Source organism: Trueperaceae bacterium (assembly GCA_036381035.1).
Classification (GTDB): domain Bacteria; phylum Deinococcota; class Deinococci; order Deinococcales; family Trueperaceae; genus DASRWD01.
Window position 1 is genome coordinate 19,642 of the sequence record DASVDQ010000073.1, and the last position, 14,957, is coordinate 34,598.

Annotated in this window: 31 protein-coding genes; all 31 read right to left on the reverse strand. The window is 68.8% G+C overall.

Going from position 1 to position 14,957, the window contains the following annotated elements; genetic code table 11:
• Positions 1-2: 2 nt before the first annotated feature.
• Positions 3-947, reverse strand: a complete 945-nt coding sequence (locus VF202_08745; GenBank protein HEX7040185.1) for a DNA-directed RNA polymerase subunit alpha — start codon at positions 945-947, stop codon at positions 3-5.
• Between the two features lie 40 nt (positions 948-987).
• On the reverse strand, positions 988-1,605 hold the full coding sequence (gene rpsD / locus VF202_08750) for a 30S ribosomal protein S4 (GenBank protein ID HEX7040186.1): 618 nt from the start codon (positions 1,603-1,605) through the stop codon (positions 988-990).
• 17 nt (positions 1,606-1,622) lie between these two features.
• Positions 1,623-2,018, reverse strand: coding sequence for a 30S ribosomal protein S11 (gene rpsK / locus VF202_08755; GenBank protein HEX7040187.1), 396 nt, complete (start codon positions 2,016-2,018; stop codon positions 1,623-1,625).
• 12 nt (positions 2,019-2,030) lie between these two features.
• Positions 2,031-2,411, reverse strand: coding sequence for a 30S ribosomal protein S13 (rpsM, locus tag VF202_08760; protein ID HEX7040188.1), 381 nt, complete (start codon positions 2,409-2,411; stop codon positions 2,031-2,033).
• An 8-nt stretch (positions 2,412-2,419) separates the two neighbouring features.
• Positions 2,420-2,536 (reverse strand): 50S ribosomal protein L36, encoded by a 117-nt coding sequence (gene rpmJ, locus VF202_08765; GenBank protein ID HEX7040189.1) that lies wholly within the window; start codon positions 2,534-2,536, stop codon positions 2,420-2,422.
• Between the two features lie 156 nt (positions 2,537-2,692).
• A complete protein-coding gene (gene infA, locus VF202_08770; GenBank protein HEX7040190.1) occupies positions 2,693-2,962 on the reverse strand; it encodes a translation initiation factor IF-1 in 270 nt (89 codons plus the stop codon).
• On the reverse strand, positions 2,952-3,752 hold the full coding sequence (map, locus tag VF202_08775) for a type I methionyl aminopeptidase (GenBank protein ID HEX7040191.1): 801 nt from the start codon (positions 3,750-3,752) through the stop codon (positions 2,952-2,954). Before map ends, infA begins: the two co-directional genes overlap by 11 nt.
• Entirely contained in the window at positions 3,749-4,339 is a 591-nt protein-coding gene (locus VF202_08780; GenBank protein HEX7040192.1) for an adenylate kinase, read from the reverse strand. Before VF202_08780 ends, map begins: the two co-directional genes overlap by 4 nt.
• On the reverse strand, positions 4,340-5,656 hold the full coding sequence (gene secY / locus VF202_08785) for a preprotein translocase subunit SecY (protein HEX7040193.1): 1,317 nt from the start codon (positions 5,654-5,656) through the stop codon (positions 4,340-4,342). It lies immediately after the preceding gene.
• A gap of 3 nt (positions 5,657-5,659) precedes the next feature.
• Entirely contained in the window at positions 5,660-6,151 is a 492-nt protein-coding gene (rplO, locus tag VF202_08790; GenBank protein ID HEX7040194.1) for a 50S ribosomal protein L15, read from the reverse strand.
• Positions 6,148-6,327 (reverse strand): 50S ribosomal protein L30, encoded by a 180-nt coding sequence (gene rpmD / locus VF202_08795; GenBank protein ID HEX7040195.1) that lies wholly within the window; start codon positions 6,325-6,327, stop codon positions 6,148-6,150. The genes rplO and rpmD overlap by 4 nt, the downstream gene beginning before the upstream one ends.
• Positions 6,324-6,797: a 30S ribosomal protein S5 gene (gene rpsE, locus VF202_08800; GenBank protein ID HEX7040196.1), complete on the reverse strand. Its 474-nt coding sequence runs from the start codon at positions 6,795-6,797 to the stop codon at positions 6,324-6,326. Before rpsE ends, rpmD begins: the two co-directional genes overlap by 4 nt.
• Positions 6,797-7,144, reverse strand: a complete 348-nt coding sequence (gene rplR, locus VF202_08805; protein ID HEX7040197.1) for a 50S ribosomal protein L18 — start codon at positions 7,142-7,144, stop codon at positions 6,797-6,799. The genes rpsE and rplR overlap by 1 nt, the downstream gene beginning before the upstream one ends.
• Positions 7,145-7,160: 16 nt before the next feature.
• The gene (rplF, locus tag VF202_08810) at positions 7,161-7,703 is read right to left on the reverse strand and encodes a 50S ribosomal protein L6 (protein ID HEX7040198.1); all 543 of its coding nucleotides are present in this window, start codon (positions 7,701-7,703) and stop codon (positions 7,161-7,163) included.
• Position 7,704: 1 nt separating this feature from the next.
• A complete protein-coding gene (gene rpsH, locus VF202_08815; protein HEX7040199.1) occupies positions 7,705-8,100 on the reverse strand; it encodes a 30S ribosomal protein S8 in 396 nt (131 codons plus the stop codon).
• A 122-nt stretch (positions 8,101-8,222) separates the two neighbouring features.
• Positions 8,223-8,408, reverse strand: coding sequence for a type Z 30S ribosomal protein S14 (locus VF202_08820; GenBank protein ID HEX7040200.1), 186 nt, complete (start codon positions 8,406-8,408; stop codon positions 8,223-8,225).
• A gap of 15 nt (positions 8,409-8,423) precedes the next feature.
• Positions 8,424-8,972: a 50S ribosomal protein L5 gene (gene rplE, locus VF202_08825; GenBank protein HEX7040201.1), complete on the reverse strand. Its 549-nt coding sequence runs from the start codon at positions 8,970-8,972 to the stop codon at positions 8,424-8,426.
• A gap of 17 nt (positions 8,973-8,989) precedes the next feature.
• Positions 8,990-9,319, reverse strand: coding sequence for a 50S ribosomal protein L24 (gene rplX / locus VF202_08830; GenBank protein HEX7040202.1), 330 nt, complete (start codon positions 9,317-9,319; stop codon positions 8,990-8,992).
• Positions 9,319-9,687 carry a 50S ribosomal protein L14 gene (rplN, locus tag VF202_08835; protein HEX7040203.1) on the reverse strand — a complete coding sequence of 123 codons (369 nt, stop codon included), beginning with the start codon at positions 9,685-9,687 and terminating at the stop codon, positions 9,319-9,321. Before rplN ends, rplX begins: the two co-directional genes overlap by 1 nt.
• 13 nt (positions 9,688-9,700) lie before the next feature.
• Complete coding sequence (gene rpsQ / locus VF202_08840; protein HEX7040204.1) at positions 9,701-9,946, reverse strand: 30S ribosomal protein S17; 246 nt, start codon at positions 9,944-9,946, stop codon at positions 9,701-9,703.
• Positions 9,946-10,137 (reverse strand): 50S ribosomal protein L29, encoded by a 192-nt coding sequence (gene rpmC / locus VF202_08845; protein ID HEX7040205.1) that lies wholly within the window; start codon positions 10,135-10,137, stop codon positions 9,946-9,948. The genes rpsQ and rpmC overlap by 1 nt, the downstream gene beginning before the upstream one ends.
• Positions 10,124-10,549 carry a 50S ribosomal protein L16 gene (gene rplP / locus VF202_08850; GenBank protein HEX7040206.1) on the reverse strand — a complete coding sequence of 142 codons (426 nt, stop codon included), beginning with the start codon at positions 10,547-10,549 and terminating at the stop codon, positions 10,124-10,126. Before rplP ends, rpmC begins: the two co-directional genes overlap by 14 nt.
• 5 nt (positions 10,550-10,554) lie before the next feature.
• Positions 10,555-11,313: a 30S ribosomal protein S3 gene (rpsC, locus tag VF202_08855; GenBank protein HEX7040207.1), complete on the reverse strand. Its 759-nt coding sequence runs from the start codon at positions 11,311-11,313 to the stop codon at positions 10,555-10,557.
• Positions 11,303-11,620: a 50S ribosomal protein L22 gene (gene rplV / locus VF202_08860; GenBank protein ID HEX7040208.1), complete on the reverse strand. Its 318-nt coding sequence runs from the start codon at positions 11,618-11,620 to the stop codon at positions 11,303-11,305. The genes rpsC and rplV overlap by 11 nt, the downstream gene beginning before the upstream one ends.
• Before the next feature lie 29 nt (positions 11,621-11,649).
• Positions 11,650-11,919: a 30S ribosomal protein S19 gene (gene rpsS / locus VF202_08865; protein HEX7040209.1), complete on the reverse strand. Its 270-nt coding sequence runs from the start codon at positions 11,917-11,919 to the stop codon at positions 11,650-11,652.
• 3 nt (positions 11,920-11,922) lie between these two features.
• Positions 11,923-12,756 carry a 50S ribosomal protein L2 gene (gene rplB, locus VF202_08870; GenBank protein HEX7040210.1) on the reverse strand — a complete coding sequence of 278 codons (834 nt, stop codon included), beginning with the start codon at positions 12,754-12,756 and terminating at the stop codon, positions 11,923-11,925.
• A gap of 16 nt (positions 12,757-12,772) precedes the next feature.
• Positions 12,773-13,060: a 50S ribosomal protein L23 gene (gene rplW / locus VF202_08875; GenBank protein ID HEX7040211.1), complete on the reverse strand. Its 288-nt coding sequence runs from the start codon at positions 13,058-13,060 to the stop codon at positions 12,773-12,775.
• Positions 13,057-13,650 carry a 50S ribosomal protein L4 gene (gene rplD, locus VF202_08880; protein ID HEX7040212.1) on the reverse strand — a complete coding sequence of 198 codons (594 nt, stop codon included), beginning with the start codon at positions 13,648-13,650 and terminating at the stop codon, positions 13,057-13,059. The genes rplW and rplD overlap by 4 nt, the downstream gene beginning before the upstream one ends.
• Positions 13,650-14,270 (reverse strand): 50S ribosomal protein L3, encoded by a 621-nt coding sequence (gene rplC, locus VF202_08885; protein HEX7040213.1) that lies wholly within the window; start codon positions 14,268-14,270, stop codon positions 13,650-13,652. The genes rplD and rplC overlap by 1 nt, the downstream gene beginning before the upstream one ends.
• 3 nt (positions 14,271-14,273) lie before the next feature.
• Entirely contained in the window at positions 14,274-14,594 is a 321-nt protein-coding gene (gene rpsJ / locus VF202_08890; protein ID HEX7040214.1) for a 30S ribosomal protein S10, read from the reverse strand.
• 3 nt (positions 14,595-14,597) lie between these two features.
• Positions 14,598-14,957: elongation factor Tu (gene tuf, locus VF202_08895; protein ID HEX7040215.1), on the reverse strand; the 360-nt coding region annotated here is incomplete at its 5' end.

The following is a 14,957-nucleotide window of genomic DNA, read 5'->3' on the forward strand; positions in this document are numbered from 1 at the left end:
CTCTACTCCTTGAGCTTCAGGCCCTTGGCGGCCAGCCGCTCCTTGATCTCCTCGAGCGACTTCTCGCCCACGCCGCCGACCTTCTTGAGGTCGCGCTCCGAGAGCGCCAGGAGGGCGTTGACGGAGTCGATGCCCTCCTCCTGCAGCGAGTGCAGGACGCGGCTGGAGAGGTCGAGGCTCTCGAGCGAGAGGATCACCTGGTCGGGCCGGGCGGGCGGCTCCTCGGTGGGCTTGGCCGAGGGGATCGTGATGACGGGCGCCTTCTCCTCGCTGGCCTCGGTGCCCTCGCCGTTGAACACGGCGAGCTGGCTGCGGAGCGTCTCGACGGCGTGGTCGAGGGCGGTGCGCGGGTCGATGCTGCCGTCGGTCCACACGCGCAGGAGCAGGCGGTCGAGGTCGGTGCGCTGACCGACGCGGGTGTCCTCGACGCGGTAGGCGACGCGCTTCACGGGCGTGAAGACGGCGTCCACCGGGATCGAGTTGATGCGGTCCTTCGTGCCGTGGACCTCGGCCGGCACGTAGCCGGTGCCGCGCTCCACGCGGACCTCCATGACCAGCTTGCCGCCCTTGGCGAGGGTGGCGATGTGCAGGTCGGGGTTGATGATCTCGGCGCTCGACGGCACGTCGAAGTCGGCGGCCGTGACGGGCCCCTCCTTCTCGGCGCGGAGCATGAGCGTCACGACGTCGTCCTCGTGGAGCTTCACGACCAGCTCCTTGAGGTTGAGGATGATCTGCATGACGTCCTCCTTGACCCCGGGGATCGTGGAGAACTCGTGCAGGACGTCCTCGATGTAGACGCTCGTGACCGCTGTCCCCGGCACGGAGGACAGCAGGATGCGCCGTAGCGGGTTGCCGAGCGTGACGCCGTAGCCGCGGGGGAGCGGCTCGACGACGAACTCGCCGTAGTCGGGTCCCACCTTGGCCTTGAACTCGGGGATGATTTGCACCTGTACCTCCTGGACTAGGCCTTCGAGGTTCACGCCGCTGTCAACGCGAGTAGTACTCGATGACCTGCAGCTCGTTGACGGGGACGACGATGTCCTCGCGAGCCGGGCGGTGCAGGAACCTGCCCTTGAGCGTCTCGGGGTCGAACTCGAGCCACGGGCTGAGCTTGCCGCGGCGGCGCTCCTCGACGTTGGCGCGGATCACCGGGTTCTTCTTGGCGCGCGGCGCGACCTCGATCTCGTCGCCGGGACGGAGGCGGTACGACGGGATGTCGACCCGCTTGCCGTTGACGAGGATGTGGCCGTGCGACACGAACTGGCGCGCCTGGCGGCGCGTGTAGGCGATGCCGAGGCGGTAGACGACGTTGTCGAGCCTCGACTCGAGGAGCTGGAGGAACACGGAGCCCGTCGAGCCCTCGGCCTTGGCGGCCTCCTCGAACAGGTTCCGGAACTGCTTCTCGCTCATGTTGTAGTAGATGCGCAGCTTCTGCTTCTCGCGCAGGCGCACCCCGTAGTCGCTGGGCTTGCGGCGACGGCGCTGGCCGTGCTGCCCTGGCGGGTACGGGTGAGCCTCCATGTAGCGCTGGACCTTCGGCGTCTCGATGAGGTTCACGCCCTCGCGGCGGCAGAGCTTGACTACCGGTCCTCTGTAGCGACCCATGTCTCTCCTTCAGCTCCCTACGGGCGCTTCCGCTTGCGCGGCCGGCAGCCGTTGTGCGGGGTCGGGGTGTCGTCGATGATCGTGCGGACGTTCACGCCGGTGGCCTGGATCGACCTGATCGCCTGCTCGCGGCCCGAGCCGGTGCCGCGGATGACGATGTCGACCTGCGAGATGCCCATGTTCTGGGCCTTGCGGGTCGCGTCGGCGGCGGCGAGCTGCGCGGCGTAAGGCGTGCCCTTCTTCGAGCCCTTGTAGCCGATCGAGCCGGCCGAGGACCAGGCCACGGTGTTGCCGTCCATGTCGGTGATCGTGACGATGGTGTTGTTGTACGAGGCGTGGATGAACGCCTTGCCCTCCGCGAGGTTGCGCTTGACCCGCTTCTTCGTGGTCTTGGTGGAGCCAGCCTTAGCCATGCTGCATCAGCCTCACTTCTTCGGCGCCTTCTTCTTGCCGGCCACGGTGCGGCGGGGGCCCTTGCGCGTCCGGGCGTTCGTCTTCGTCGACTGGCCGCGCACCGGCAGTCCGCGGCGGTGGCGCAGCCCGCGGTAGCAGCCGATGTCCATGAGCCTCTTGATGTTGAGCTGCACCTCGCGGCGCAGGTCGCCCTCGACCTTGTACTCGCGGTCGATGATCTCGCGGAGGCGCCCCACCTCGACCTCGGTGAGGTCCTTGACCCGCGTGTCCGGGTCCACCTGCGCCTTGGCGAGGATGTCCCGCGAGCGGGACCAGCCGATGCCGTAGATGTACGGCAGCGCCGCTTCCACGCGCTTCTCGCGCGGGAGGTCGACCCCTGCGATCCTAGCCATGCCTCACCTCACCCCTGCCTCTGCTTGTGCTTCGGGTTCACGCTGCAGATCACGTAGACCCGTCCGTGCCGGCGGATGACCTTGCACTTGTCGCACATGGGTTTGACGGATGCCCGCACCTTCATCAGTACGCCCCCGAGACGTGCGCGCACTTGTCGCACGCGTTCACTTGCGGTTCGACGGATGCCCGCACCTTCATCAGTACGCCCCCGAGACGTGCGCGCACTTGTCGCACGCGTTCACTTGCGGTTCGACGGATGCCCTGACCTTCATCCCGACTCCTACTTGCGGTAGACGATGCGACCCTTCTCCGGGTCGTACGTGCTGATCTCGACGACCACCCTGTCGCCAGGGAGGATCCTGATGTAATGGCGCCGCATCTTGCCCCCTACGTGGGCAAGGATCTCGGGACCGGCGTCCAGCTGGACCAAGAAGGTCGTGTTGGGACGCGCTTCCAGGACCACGCCTTCCGTGCGGATCGTGTCTTGGGTCGTCTCTTCCTGACGGTTCTCGCGTGGCGGCCTGGGGGGACCCGAGCGTCTACGCGCCATGTACACCTCCTGTGTGGGCGGCCGCCTCGTCTCTCCCCCCGGCGGCTCGCCGTTCCGTGAGCACCCATGGACCGTCCTCCGTGATGGCCACGGTGTGCTCGAAGTGCGCCGCCAGGGAGCCGTTCTCCGTGTAAGCGGTCCAGCCGTCGTCGGCGACGAGCACGCGGGTGCGGCTCTGAGCCACCATGGGCTCGATCGCCAGGACGAGGCCGGGACGGAGCACGGGTCCCGTGCCGGCACGACCGAAGTTGGGCACCTCGGGAGGCTCGTGGAGGTCACGGCCGATGCCGTGGCCGACGAACTCCCTCACTACCCAGAAGCCAGCCCCCTCGACGACGTCCTGGATGGCCGCGGAGACGTCGCCGAGACGAGCTCCCGCCTGCGCGGCGGCGATACCGGCGTATAGTGACCGCTCGGTCGCCTCGAGCAGGCGCTGTGTCTCGACAGGGACCGTCCCGATCGCGTAGGTACGCGCCATGTCGGCGGCGTATCCGCGGTAGAACGTCCCGATGTCGACCGAAACGATGTCTCCGTCCTTCAGCGGCTCGTCCGTGGGGAACCCGTGGACGACCACCTCGTTGACGGAGGTGCAGAGCGTGGCGGGGAAGCCGTTGTAGCCCTTGTAGGCGGGCTTCCCGCCGCGCGAGAGTATAGCATCCTCGGCTACCCTATCGAGCTCCGCGGTCGACACGCCCACGCGCAGCGCCGACTCCACGGCCTCGAGGGCCGCGCTGTTGATGGCGCAGGCCTCGGCCATGACCTCGAGCTCGGCGCGGCGCTTGAGTATCACGCGCTCACACCGTCCAGGACCTGCGCGATGCGCTCGTGGACCTCGTCCTCGGTACCCACGCCGTTGACCCTGTGCAGCTTGCCCTCCGCGCGGTAGTAGTCGAGGAGCGGCCTCGTCTGCTCCTGGTAGACCTGCATGCGCGTCCTGATGGTGTCCTCGTTGTCGTCGCTGCGCCCCTCGGCGGCGGCGCGACCCATGAGGCGCCGCACCAGCTCCTCGGAGTCGACGGAGAGGACGATCACGGCGTCGATGGGAGCGCCCAGCTCCTTGAGCATCGCGTCGAGCGCCTTGGCCTGGCCGGTCGTCCGCGGGAAGCCGTCGAGCAGCACGCGCACCGGGTCCATCCGCGAGAGCTCGTCGCGCACCATGGCGACGATGAGATCGTCGGGGACCAGCACGCCCTCGTCCATCAGGCTCTTCGCGCGCAGGCCCAGCTCGGTGCCGCGCCTGACGTGGTCGCGCAGCATCTCGCCGGTCGAGAGCTTCGTCAGGCCGCGGGACGCGGCGAGCTTCGCCGCCTGGGTGCCCTTCCCGGCTCCGGGAGGGCCCATGAGCAGTACGACGGTCGGCTCGGAGGGGTGCGCCACCTAGAAGCGCCTCCCGCGTCCGCGGATGCGTCCGCGCTGCACGAAGCCCTCGTAGTGGCGCATCATCAGCTGCGACTCGAGCTGCCGCAGGGTGTCGAGCGCGACGCCGACCATGATCAGCAGGCCGGTGCCGGAGAAGGCGAAGGACAGCTGCGCCGAGCCGGTGATCCAGGCGAAGACCTGGGGCAGCGCGTTGACGGCGCCGAGGAACAGGGCGCCCCACAGGGTGATGCGGGTCGTGATGCGCGTGAGGTGCTCGGTGGTCGGCTGGCCCGGACGCACGCCGGGCACGAAGCCGCCGTACTCGCGGAGGTTCTCCGAGATGCGCTTCGGGTCGAACGACACCTGCGTGTAGAAGTACGTGAACGCGATGATCAGCAGGGTGCTCACGAGCAGGCCCTGCCACTGGCCGGGGTTGAACCAGTTCCCCAGGTTCTGCATCCACACGATGTTGGGGAACGCCCCCAGGATCGTCTGCGGGAGCACCAGGATCGCCACGGCGAAGATGATGGGGATCACGCCGGCGGCGTTGAGGCGCAGCGGGATGTAGGTGGACTGACCGCCCATCACCTTGCGCCCCACGACCTTCCGCGCGTACTGCACGGGTATGCGGCGCTCGGACTGCTGCACCAGCACCATGCCGGCGATCGCGGCGACGAGCAGCACGAAGTAGATGAGCAGGCCGAAGACGTTGGCCTCGCCGGTGCCGATGAGCGCGAGCTGCTGGCCCAGCGCGCCGGGGAACGACGCGACGATGCCGGCGTAGATGATCAGCGAGATGCCGTTGCCCACGCCGTACTCGGTGATCTTCTCGCCCAGCCACATCACGATGGAGATGCCGGCGACCTGCGTGACGAGGACGACGAACCAGAAGAAGGGCCCGTTGCTCCAGCCGACCTTCAGCGCGCCGGACGGCCCCAGCAGCGCCACGGCGAGGAACAGCGCCTGGACGGCGCCGAGCGCCGTGGCCCCGAGGCGCGTGTACTGCGTGATCTTGCGGCGGCCTTCCTCGCCCTCGCGCGCCAGCCGCTCGAGCGGCGGGTACATCGAGGTGAGGAGCTGGATGATGATGCTCGCCGTGATGTAGGGGACGACCCCCAGCGCGGCGATCGAGAAGACCTCGAAGTTCCCGCCCGAGATGAAGTTCAGCAGCGAGAAGATGTCGCTCGAGAGCACGCCCCCCTGCAGGGCGTCGATGTCGACGCCCGGCGTGGGGATGTGCACCATCAAGCGGTAGGCGCCCAGCAGCCCGATCGTGACGAGGAGCTTCCTCCTCAGGTCGGGGATGACGAGGGCGTTGCGGAAGGCCTGGAGCATCGGCTAGCTCTCCTCGGACCCGTCGGCGGAGCCCGCCGGCTCCTCGGCCTCGCCCTCCGGCAGCACCAGCGTGCCGCCGGCGGCGGCGACCGCCTCGGCGGCGGCGCGCGAGGCCTGGTCGACGCGGATCGTCAGGCCCTTCACCTCGAGCGCGCCGTCGCCGAGGAGCTTCACGGGGTGGTCGGCGCGCCGCACGAGCCCGCGCGCCTTCAGCGCGACGGCGTCGACCTCGTCGCCCGCGGCGAAGACGTTGAGGTCGCCGACGTTCACGACCTGCAGCGGCGCCTTGGGGCGGGTGAACCCGCGCTTGGGCAGGCGCATGATCAGCCGCGAGCGTCCGCCTTCCCAGCCCGCGCCGCCGCTGTAGCCGGAGCGGCTCTTCTGGCCCTTCTGCCCGCGTCCGGCGGTCTTGCCCCGGCCGCTGCCCACGCCGCGGCCGACGCGCTTGCGGGCCTTCTTCGCCCCCGGCGCCGGCCGTAGTTCGTTGAGCTTCACTTGCCCTCCCACCCTTCTATGTCGAGAAGGTAGGCGACCTTCCTGAGCATCCCGCGGGTGCTGGGGTCGTCCTTCACCTCGCGGGAGTCGCCGGTCTTCCGCAGGCCCAGCGCCCGCACGGTCGCGCGCTGGTCCTTGGGCACGCCGATGAGGCTCCTGCGCAGCGTGACCTTCATCGCGCCGACTCCCGCTCCCGCTTGGCCTCCTCGTAGGTCTTGAGCTGCTTGAGGCCCTCCATCACGGCGTAGGCGACGTTCGTCTGGTTGCGGGAGCCCAGCTCCTTGGTGAGGAGGTTGCGGTAGCCCGCGAGCTCGACGATCGCGCGCGGCACGCTGCCGGCGATCACGCCGGTGCCGGCGCCGGCGGGCTTGAGCAGCACGCGGCTGGTGCCGTGCTCGCCCACTACCTCGTGCGGGATCGTGCCGGGCTCGGCGATCGGCACGCGGATGATGTTGCGGCGCGCCACGTACTGGCCCTTCTGCACGGCGACCGGCACCTCGCGGGCCTTGCCGAGGCCGAGGCCGACGCGGCCGTTGCGGTCGCCGATGACGACCATCGCGCCGAAGCGGAACCGCCTGCCGCCCTTGTAGGTCTTGGCGGTGCGGCGGATGAAGATGACCTTGTCTTCGAAGTCGGTGTCAGCCATCAGAACTCGAGGCCTCCCTCGCGGGCCCCTTCGGCGAGGGCCTTGACGCGTCCGTGGTACTTGAAGGGGCCGCGGTCGAAGACCACGCGCTTGACGCCGGCCTCGAGCGCCCGCTGGGCGATGGCGAGGCCCACGGCCTTGGCCTGCGCGGTCTTGTCGCCCGAGACCTCGACGTTCTTGGTGTTGGCCTCGGCGACGGTCCTGCCCGTGCGGTCGTCGATGACCTGGGCGTAGATGTGCTTGGCGCTGCGGAACACCGAGAGGCGCAGCCTGCCGGTGTCGACCGGCCGCCTGAGGTTCCGGCGCGTCCTGTTGGTGCGGCGCAGCCTGCGTTCGTTGACGTTCATGCTCATCGCTCAGACCTCAGCGCGCGGCGGCCTTGCCCGGCTTGAGACGGACCTGCTCGCCCGCGTAGCGGACGCCCTTGCCGTGGTAGGCGTCGGGCGGCCTTATCGCGCGGATGTTGGCGGCCATCTGCCCGACGGCCTGCTTGTCGATGCCGCTCACCTGGATCTTCGTCGGCTCCGGCGCGGCCAGCGTCACGCCCTCCAGCGGCTCCACGACGACGGGGTGCGAGAAGCCGATCGAGAGCTCGAGGTTCTGGCCCTTCATCTGGCAGCGGAAGCCCACCCCGTGGATCTCGAGGTCGCGGGTGTAGCCCTCCGACACGCCGGTCACGGCGTTCGCGATCAGCGCCCTGGCGAGGCCGTGCTGGGCGCGCTGCTCGCGGTCGTCGCCCTGCCTCGTCACGGTCAGGACGCCGTCCTCGACCGCGACGCCGAGCGAGGGGTGCACGTTCACGGTCAGGGCGCCCTTGGGGCCCTTGACCTCCACGACCCCGGGCGTGCCGGCCTTGACCTCGACGCCCTTGGGGAGGCGGATGGGGTTGCGGCCTACGCGCGACATCTCACCACACCTCGCAGATGATCTCGCCGCCCACGTTCTTGGCGCGGGCCTCGCGGTCGGCGAGGAGCCCCAGGGGGGTGGAGATGATGGCGAGGCCCAGCCCGCCGCGCACGACGGGCACGCCCTTCGACTTGGTGTAGGCGCGACGGCCAGGCTTCGAGACGCGGCGGATCGAGCTGATCACGCTCTGGCGCTTCGGCCCGTACTTCAGGCCGATGCGCAGGACGCGCTTGCCGCCCTCCTCCACCTCCTCGACGTCCTTGAGGTAGCCCTCGCGGACGAGGATCTCGGCCAGGGCCTTCTTGAACTTGCTCGCCGGCACGTCGACGCTGGGCATCGCGACCGCGGCGGCGTTGCGAATCCGCGTCAGCATGTCTGCGATCGGATCGGTCTGCATCTAGCTTCCTTCCGTGGGGGCGGTTTCCCCGCGTGCGCGAGGACCTCTACCCCGCTTCCTTGCGACTTCTCTGTTGTCAGCCACGCCGGCCGGCCCGGGGGTGCCCCCGGGGCGGCGCCTCCTCACCAGCTCGACTTGACGACGCCGGGCAGGTAGCCCTTGTGCGCCATCTCGCGCATGCAGATGCGGCAGAGGCCGAAGTCGCGCAGGTAGGCGCGGGACCGTCCGCAGCGTCCGCAGCGGTTGATCTGGCGCGACCTGAACTTCGGCTGGCGCTGGGCCTTCGCGATCTGGGCCTTGGTAGCCACTCGTCCTCCCTCTCCTTACTTCCTGAACGGCATGCCGATGAGCTCGAGCAGCGTCCTGGCTTCCTCGTCGGTCTTCGCCGTCGTGACGATGGTGACGTCGAAGCCGCGCGTGGCGTCGACCTGGTCGTAGTCGATCTCGGGGAACACCAGCTGCTCGCGGATGCCGAGGCTGTAGTTCCCGCGCCCGTCGAAGCTGCTCGTGGGCACGCCGCGGAAGTCGCGCACGCGCGGGAGCGCCACGTGGATGAGCCTGTCGAGGAACGACCACATGCGCACGCCGCGCAGCGTCACGCGCAGCCCCACGGGCATGCCGGCCCGGATCTTGAAGTTCGAGACCGACTTCTTCGCCCGCGTGACGGCGGGGCGCTGCAGCGCGATCTGGGCGAGCTCGCGGCTGGCGCGCTCGAGCACCTTCGAGTCCTCGCGCGCCTCGCCGAGCCCCATGTTGATGACGACCTTCTCGATGCGCGGGACCGCCATCACGTTCCCGTAGCCGTGCCGCTCCACGAGCTGCTGGCGCACCGCCTGGTAGCGCTGCCTGGTGGGCGACTGAACCTGTTCCATGCCTGCCACTCGCGACCTCACTCGTCCAGCTCGGCGCCGCTGCGCTTGGCGACACGCACCTTCGTGCCGTCGTCCTTGACCCTCACGCCGATGCGCGTGGGCCTGTTCTCCTGCGGGTCGACGAGCTGCACGTTGCTGATGTGGATGCTGGCCTCCTGCTCGACGAAGCCGCCGCGCGGGTTGTCCTGCGTGGGCTTGCGAGCCTTCTTGATGATGTTGACGTTCTTGACGAGCACGCGGCCCTTGTCGCGGAGGACGCTGATGACCTCGCCCTCCTCGCCCTTGTGCTTGCCGGCGATGACGCGGACGCGGTCGCCCTTCCTGATGCGGGACCTGACCGCTGGCATCACAGCACCTCCGGCGCGAGCGAGACGATGCGCATGAAGCGCTTCTCGCGCAGCTCGCGCGCGACCGGACCGAACACGCGCGTGCCGCGCGGCTCGTTCTGGTTGTTGATGATCACGGCCGCGTTCGAGTCGAAGCGGATCGAGGAGCCGTCCTTGCGGTTGACTTCCTTCTTCGTCCGCACGATCACGGCCTTGACGACGTCGCCCTTCTTGATGGCGGCGTGCGGGATCGCGTCCTTGACGGCCGCCACGATCACGTCGCCCACGGTGCCGACGAACTGCTGACCGGTGCCGAGCACCCTGATGCACTGGATCGTGCGGGCGCCGGAGTTGTCGGCAACGTCGAGGTAGGTCTCTTGCTGGATCATCGCAACTGGTCCCTTAGGCGCGGGCCTTCTCGACGAGGCGCGTCACGACCCAGCGCTTGCGCTTGCTCAGCGGACGGCTCGCGGCGATCTCGACGAGGTCTCCCACGCCGAACTCGTTGCCCTCGTCGTGCGCCAGGTACTTCTTGGACACGGTCACGACCTTGCCGTAGAGCGGGTGCTTGAAGCGCCGCTCGACCACGACGGTCACGGTCTTGTCGGCCTTGTCTGACACGACGCGGCCCTGCATCAGCTTCTTCATCAGCTCTCAGCCTTCTCCTTGGCGATCGTGAGGAGCCGCGCGATCTCGCGCTTGGCGGCCCTGATCCGGCGCGGGTTGGAGGTCTGGCCGATCGCGGACTGGATGCGGAGGTCGAGGAGCTCCTGGCGGCGCTTCTCGACCTCGGCGGCGATCTCGTCGCCGCTCAGCCGGCGAGCCTCACTGGACCTCATCGTAGATCTCCCGCTTGACCATCTTCGTCTTGATGGGCAGCTTGTGCGACGCCAGCCTGAAGGCCTCGCGCGCCTGCTCCTCGGTGACGTTCGAGACCTCGAACATCACGCGGCCGGGCTTGACGACGGAGACCCAGTACTCCACGGCGCCCTTGCCCTTGCCCATGCGCACTTCCTGCGGCTTCTTCGTGATCGGCTTGTCGGGGAAGATCCTGATGTAGATCTTGCCGCCGCGCTTGAAGAAACGGCTCATCGTGATGCGGCACGCCTCGATCTGGTTCGACTTGATCCAGCCCGGCTCCAGGGCGACGAGGCCGTAGTCGCCGAAGGCGACGTAGTCCCCGCCCTTGGTGCTGCCGGTCATGCGGCCGCGCATCTGCTTGCGGTACTTGACGCGTTTGGGTAGCAGCATCTTCCTCAGTCCCTACGGGCCCGGGGGCGGGCGTCGCGCCCGCGTCCGTCGCGGCGGCGAGCCTGCGGCCGGCGGCGCTTCTTCTTGTCGTCGTCGGTCTTCGGGCGCGGCACGACGGCGGCGCGGCGCTGCTTGTCCCCGACGATCTCGCCGTGGAACACCCAGGCCTTGACGCCGATGACGCCGTAGGTCGTGTTGGCCTCGGCGGTGCCGTAGTCGATGTCGGCCCTGAGCGTCTGCAGCGGCACGCGGCCCTCGGCGTACCACTCGGGGCGGGCCTGCTCGGCGCCGCCGAGGCGGCCCGAGCAGCGCACCTTCACGCCGCGCGCGCCGGACTCCATCGTGCGCTGCACGGCCTGCTTCATGGCGCGGCGGAACGCGAAGCGCCGCTCGAGCTGCTCGGCGATGCGCTGGGCGACGAGCGTGGCGTTCGTGTTCGGGTTCGGGACCTCCTGCACGTTCACGGCGACGTTGCCGCCGATGAACTTGCCGAGCTTCGCGCGCAGCGACTTGATCGACTCGCCGCCGCGGCCGATGACGACGCCGGGCTTGGCGGTGTGGATCGTGACGTTGACGTTGTGGGCCGCGCGCTCGATCTCGATGCGCGAGATGCCCGAGTGGCCGACGTCCTCGGTCACGACCTGCCTGATCTTCTCGTCCTCGGCCAGCAGCTTCGGGTAGTCCTTCGCGCTGGCGTACCAGTGGGCGGACGGCTGCTTGTTCACGCCGAGGCGGAAGCCGACAGGATTGATCTTATTTCCCACTGCGTTCCTCCAGGGTGATCGACACGTGGCAGGTCCGCTTCCGCACGAGGTCGGCTCGTCCGCGGGCGCGCGGCATGGCGCGCTTCAGCGTGGGCCCGTCCCCGACCTGGATCTCCTTCACGAACAGCCTGTCGTCGAACATGTCGTGGTTGTTCACGGCGTTCGCGCGGGCGCTCTTGAGGAGCTTCAGGAGCGGCTCGGCGGCGCGCTTGTCGGTGTACTTGAGGATCGCCTCGGCCTGCGCGACGTCCTTGCCGCGGATCAGGTCCGCGACGAGGCGCGTCTTGCGTGGCGTGACGCGCAGCATCCTCAGCGACGCCTTGGCCTGCGGCACGGTCACTCCTTGCGGTTCCCGCCGTGGCCGCGGAACGTGCGGGTGGGCGAGAACTCGCCGAGCTTGTGGCCGACCATCGTCTCCTGCACGAACACGGGCACGTGCTGCCGGCCGTTGTAGACGCCGATCGTGTGCCCGACCATCTCGGGGACGATGGTGGAGCGCCGGCTCCAGGTCTTGATGACGCGCCTGTCGCCGGAGGCGTTGGCGGCGTCGATCTTCTTCAGCAGGTGCTCGTCGACGAACGGCCCCTTCTTCAGGCTACGAGCCATGGCTCACTTCCCCTTCCGGCGGCGGACGATGAAGCGACCGGAGACCTTGCGCTTGTCGCGGGTCTTGTAGCCCTTCGCCTGCTGGCCCCACGGGCTGACGGGCGGCCTGCCGCCCGTCGAGCGACCCTCCCCGCCGCCGTGGGGGTGGTCGACAGGGTTCATGGCGCGGCCGCGCTGGTGCGGCTTGCGGCCCAGCCAGCGCTTGCGGCCGGCCTTCCCGAGCACGATGTTCTTGTGCTCGGCGTTGCCGACCGTGCCGATGGTGGCGTAGCAGTCGCCGTGCACGCGTCGCAGCTCGCCCGAGGGCATGCGGACGGTCACGTAGGCGCCGTCGCGCCCCTGGATCTGCAGGCTGGTGCCGGCGGACCTGGCGAGCTGGGCGCCCTTGCCCGGCACCAGCTCGACGGCGTGCACGACGCTGCCGACGGGTACCAGCCTCAAGGGCATGGCGTTGCCGGGGTTCGGCTCGGCGCTCTCGCCGGCCAGCAGCGTGGCGCCCACCGAGACCTTGTCCGGTGCCAGGATGTAGCGCTTCTCGCCGTCGGCGTAGTGCAGCAGGGCGATGTTCGCGCTGCGGTTCGGGTCGTACTCGATGGCGGCGACCCGCGCCGGCACGCCGGACTTGTCGCGGCGCTTGAAGTCGACGACGCGGTAGCGGCGCTTGTGGCCGCCCCCGCGGAAACGCGAGGTGATGCGGCCCATGTTGTTGCGCCCGCCCGACTTCTTGATCGGCTTGAGCAGCGACTTCTCGGGCTTGCTGCGCGTGACCTCGCCGAAGTCGGACGTGGTCATGAAGCGGCGGGAGGGGGTGTACGGTCGGTACTTCTTGGTAGGCACTTCTCTCCCTCCCTCCTTACGAGAGGCCCTCGAGCTGCTCGATCCTCTGACCGGGCCTGAGGGTCACGATGGCCTTGAGCCTGTTCTCCGTGCGGCCGGAGAAGCGGCCCATCCGCTTCACCTTGCCGCGCACCTTGACGAGGTTCACCCGCGTGACGTCGACGTCGAAGACCGTCTCCACGGCCTCCTTGACCTGCACGCGGTTCGCGCGCGGGTGGACGTAGAAGGTGTACTTGCCCGTCTGCATGGCCGTGACTGCCTTCTCCGACAGGACCGGGCCGATGATGACCTCGCTCGCGTTCACCGCGGCCCCTCCCCGTCGAACAGGGCGGCGTCCGCGACGACGCGGTCGGAGCGGAGCACGTCGTAGACGTTAAGGCCCGCGTTGGGCAGCACGTCGACCCAGGGCAGGTTGCGGGCGGCGCGGCGGGCCAGCTCGTCGTCGGTGACGAGGAGCACGCGCTCGCTGCCGTCGATGCCGTTGGCCTTGGCCCAGGCGACGAACTCCTTGGTCTTGCCGCTGATGCCGAACGACTCGACGAGCGTGAGCTTGCCGGCGTTGGCCCTGGCGGCGATGGCCATCTGCAGGCCGAGCCGGCGGACGCGCTTGGGCAGCGTGTAGGAGTAGTCGCGGGGCTGCGGACCGAAGACCGTGCCCCCGCCTACGAAGATAGGGGCCTTGCGGTCGCCGTGGCGCGCGCGACCGGTGCCCTTCTGAGGCCAGATCTTGGCGGTGGAGCCGGTCATCATGCCGCGCGTCTTCGTCGCGGCCGTGCCGCGGCGCCGCTTGGCGAGCTGCCAGGCGACGACCTCGTGCAGCACGGACTCCTTCGGCTCCGGCAGGTCGAGCGTGACCTTGCGGTCGCTCCCGATGACGTCGATCGTGACCGCCATCAGCTCACCTTCCTCTTGGAGGCGCGCACCTCGACGAGCCCGCCGTTGGGTCCGGGTACCGCGCCCTTGACGATGAGGAGGTTGTCCTCCGGGCGGACCTCGACGATCTCGAGGCCGACGGTCGTGACGCGCTCGGCGCCGTAGTGGCCCGCCATGCGCTTGCCCTTGTAGACGCGCCCGGGGAGCTTGCGCTGCCCGATCGAGCCGGGGTGGCGGTGCTTCTTCTTCGTGCCGTGGCTGGCGGGCATGCCGGCGAAGTTCCAGCGCTTCATCACGCCGGCCGTGCCGCGGCCCTTGGACGTGGCGGTGACGTCGACCTTCTCGCCGGCGGCGAACGACTCCACCGTCACCTGGTCGCCGTCGGGCTCGAAGTCCCTGAACTCGACGAGGTGGCGGACCGGCGCCACGCCCGCCTTCTTGAAGTGGCCGGCGAGGGGCTTGCTCACCGCCTTCTCGCTCTTCTCGCGCCAGCCCAGCTGGACGGCCGCGTAGCCGTCCGTGGCCGTCGTCTTGCGCTGCACCACGGGGCACGGGCCGGCCAGCAGGACCGTGACCGGGACGAGCCGGTCGCCCTGCCAGACCTGGGTCATGCCCACCTTGGTGCCGAGGATGCCCTTCACGTGTTATCGGCCTCCGACCGTCTTGATCTCGATGTCGACCCCGGTGGGGAGGTCGAGGTGCATGAGCGAGTCGATCGTGCTCTTGGTCGGCGTCTTGATGTCGATGAGCCGGTTGTGCGTGCGGATCTCGAAGTGCTCGCGGCTGTCCTTGTCGACGAACGGGCCGCGGAGCACGCAGAACCGCCGGATGCGCGTGGGCAGCGGCACCGGGCCGGCCACCTTGGCGCCCGTGCGCCTGACGGTCTCGACGATCTTCGTCGCCGAGCTGTCGAGGCTACGGTGGTCGAACGACTTGAGCTTGATGCGGATGCGGGGTGTCGCCATGGCTTACTTCGTGACCTTGGTTACGACGCCCGCCCCAACGGTACGCCCACCCTCACGAATCGCGAAACGAAGACCCTCCTCCATCGCGATCGGCTTGATCAACTCAACCGACAACTCAACATTATCCCCCGGCATCACCATCTCAACATCCGAAGGAAGAGTCACAACCCCAGTCACATCCGTAGTCCGAAAGTAGAACTGCGGACGATAACCCGTGAAGAACGCCGAATGACGCCCACCCTCCTCCTTCTTCAAGATGTACACAGACCCAGAAAAACCCGTATGCGGCGTGATCGAACCAGGCTTAGCCAGAACCTGACCCCGCTCGATATCATCACGACCCACACCACGCAACAACACACC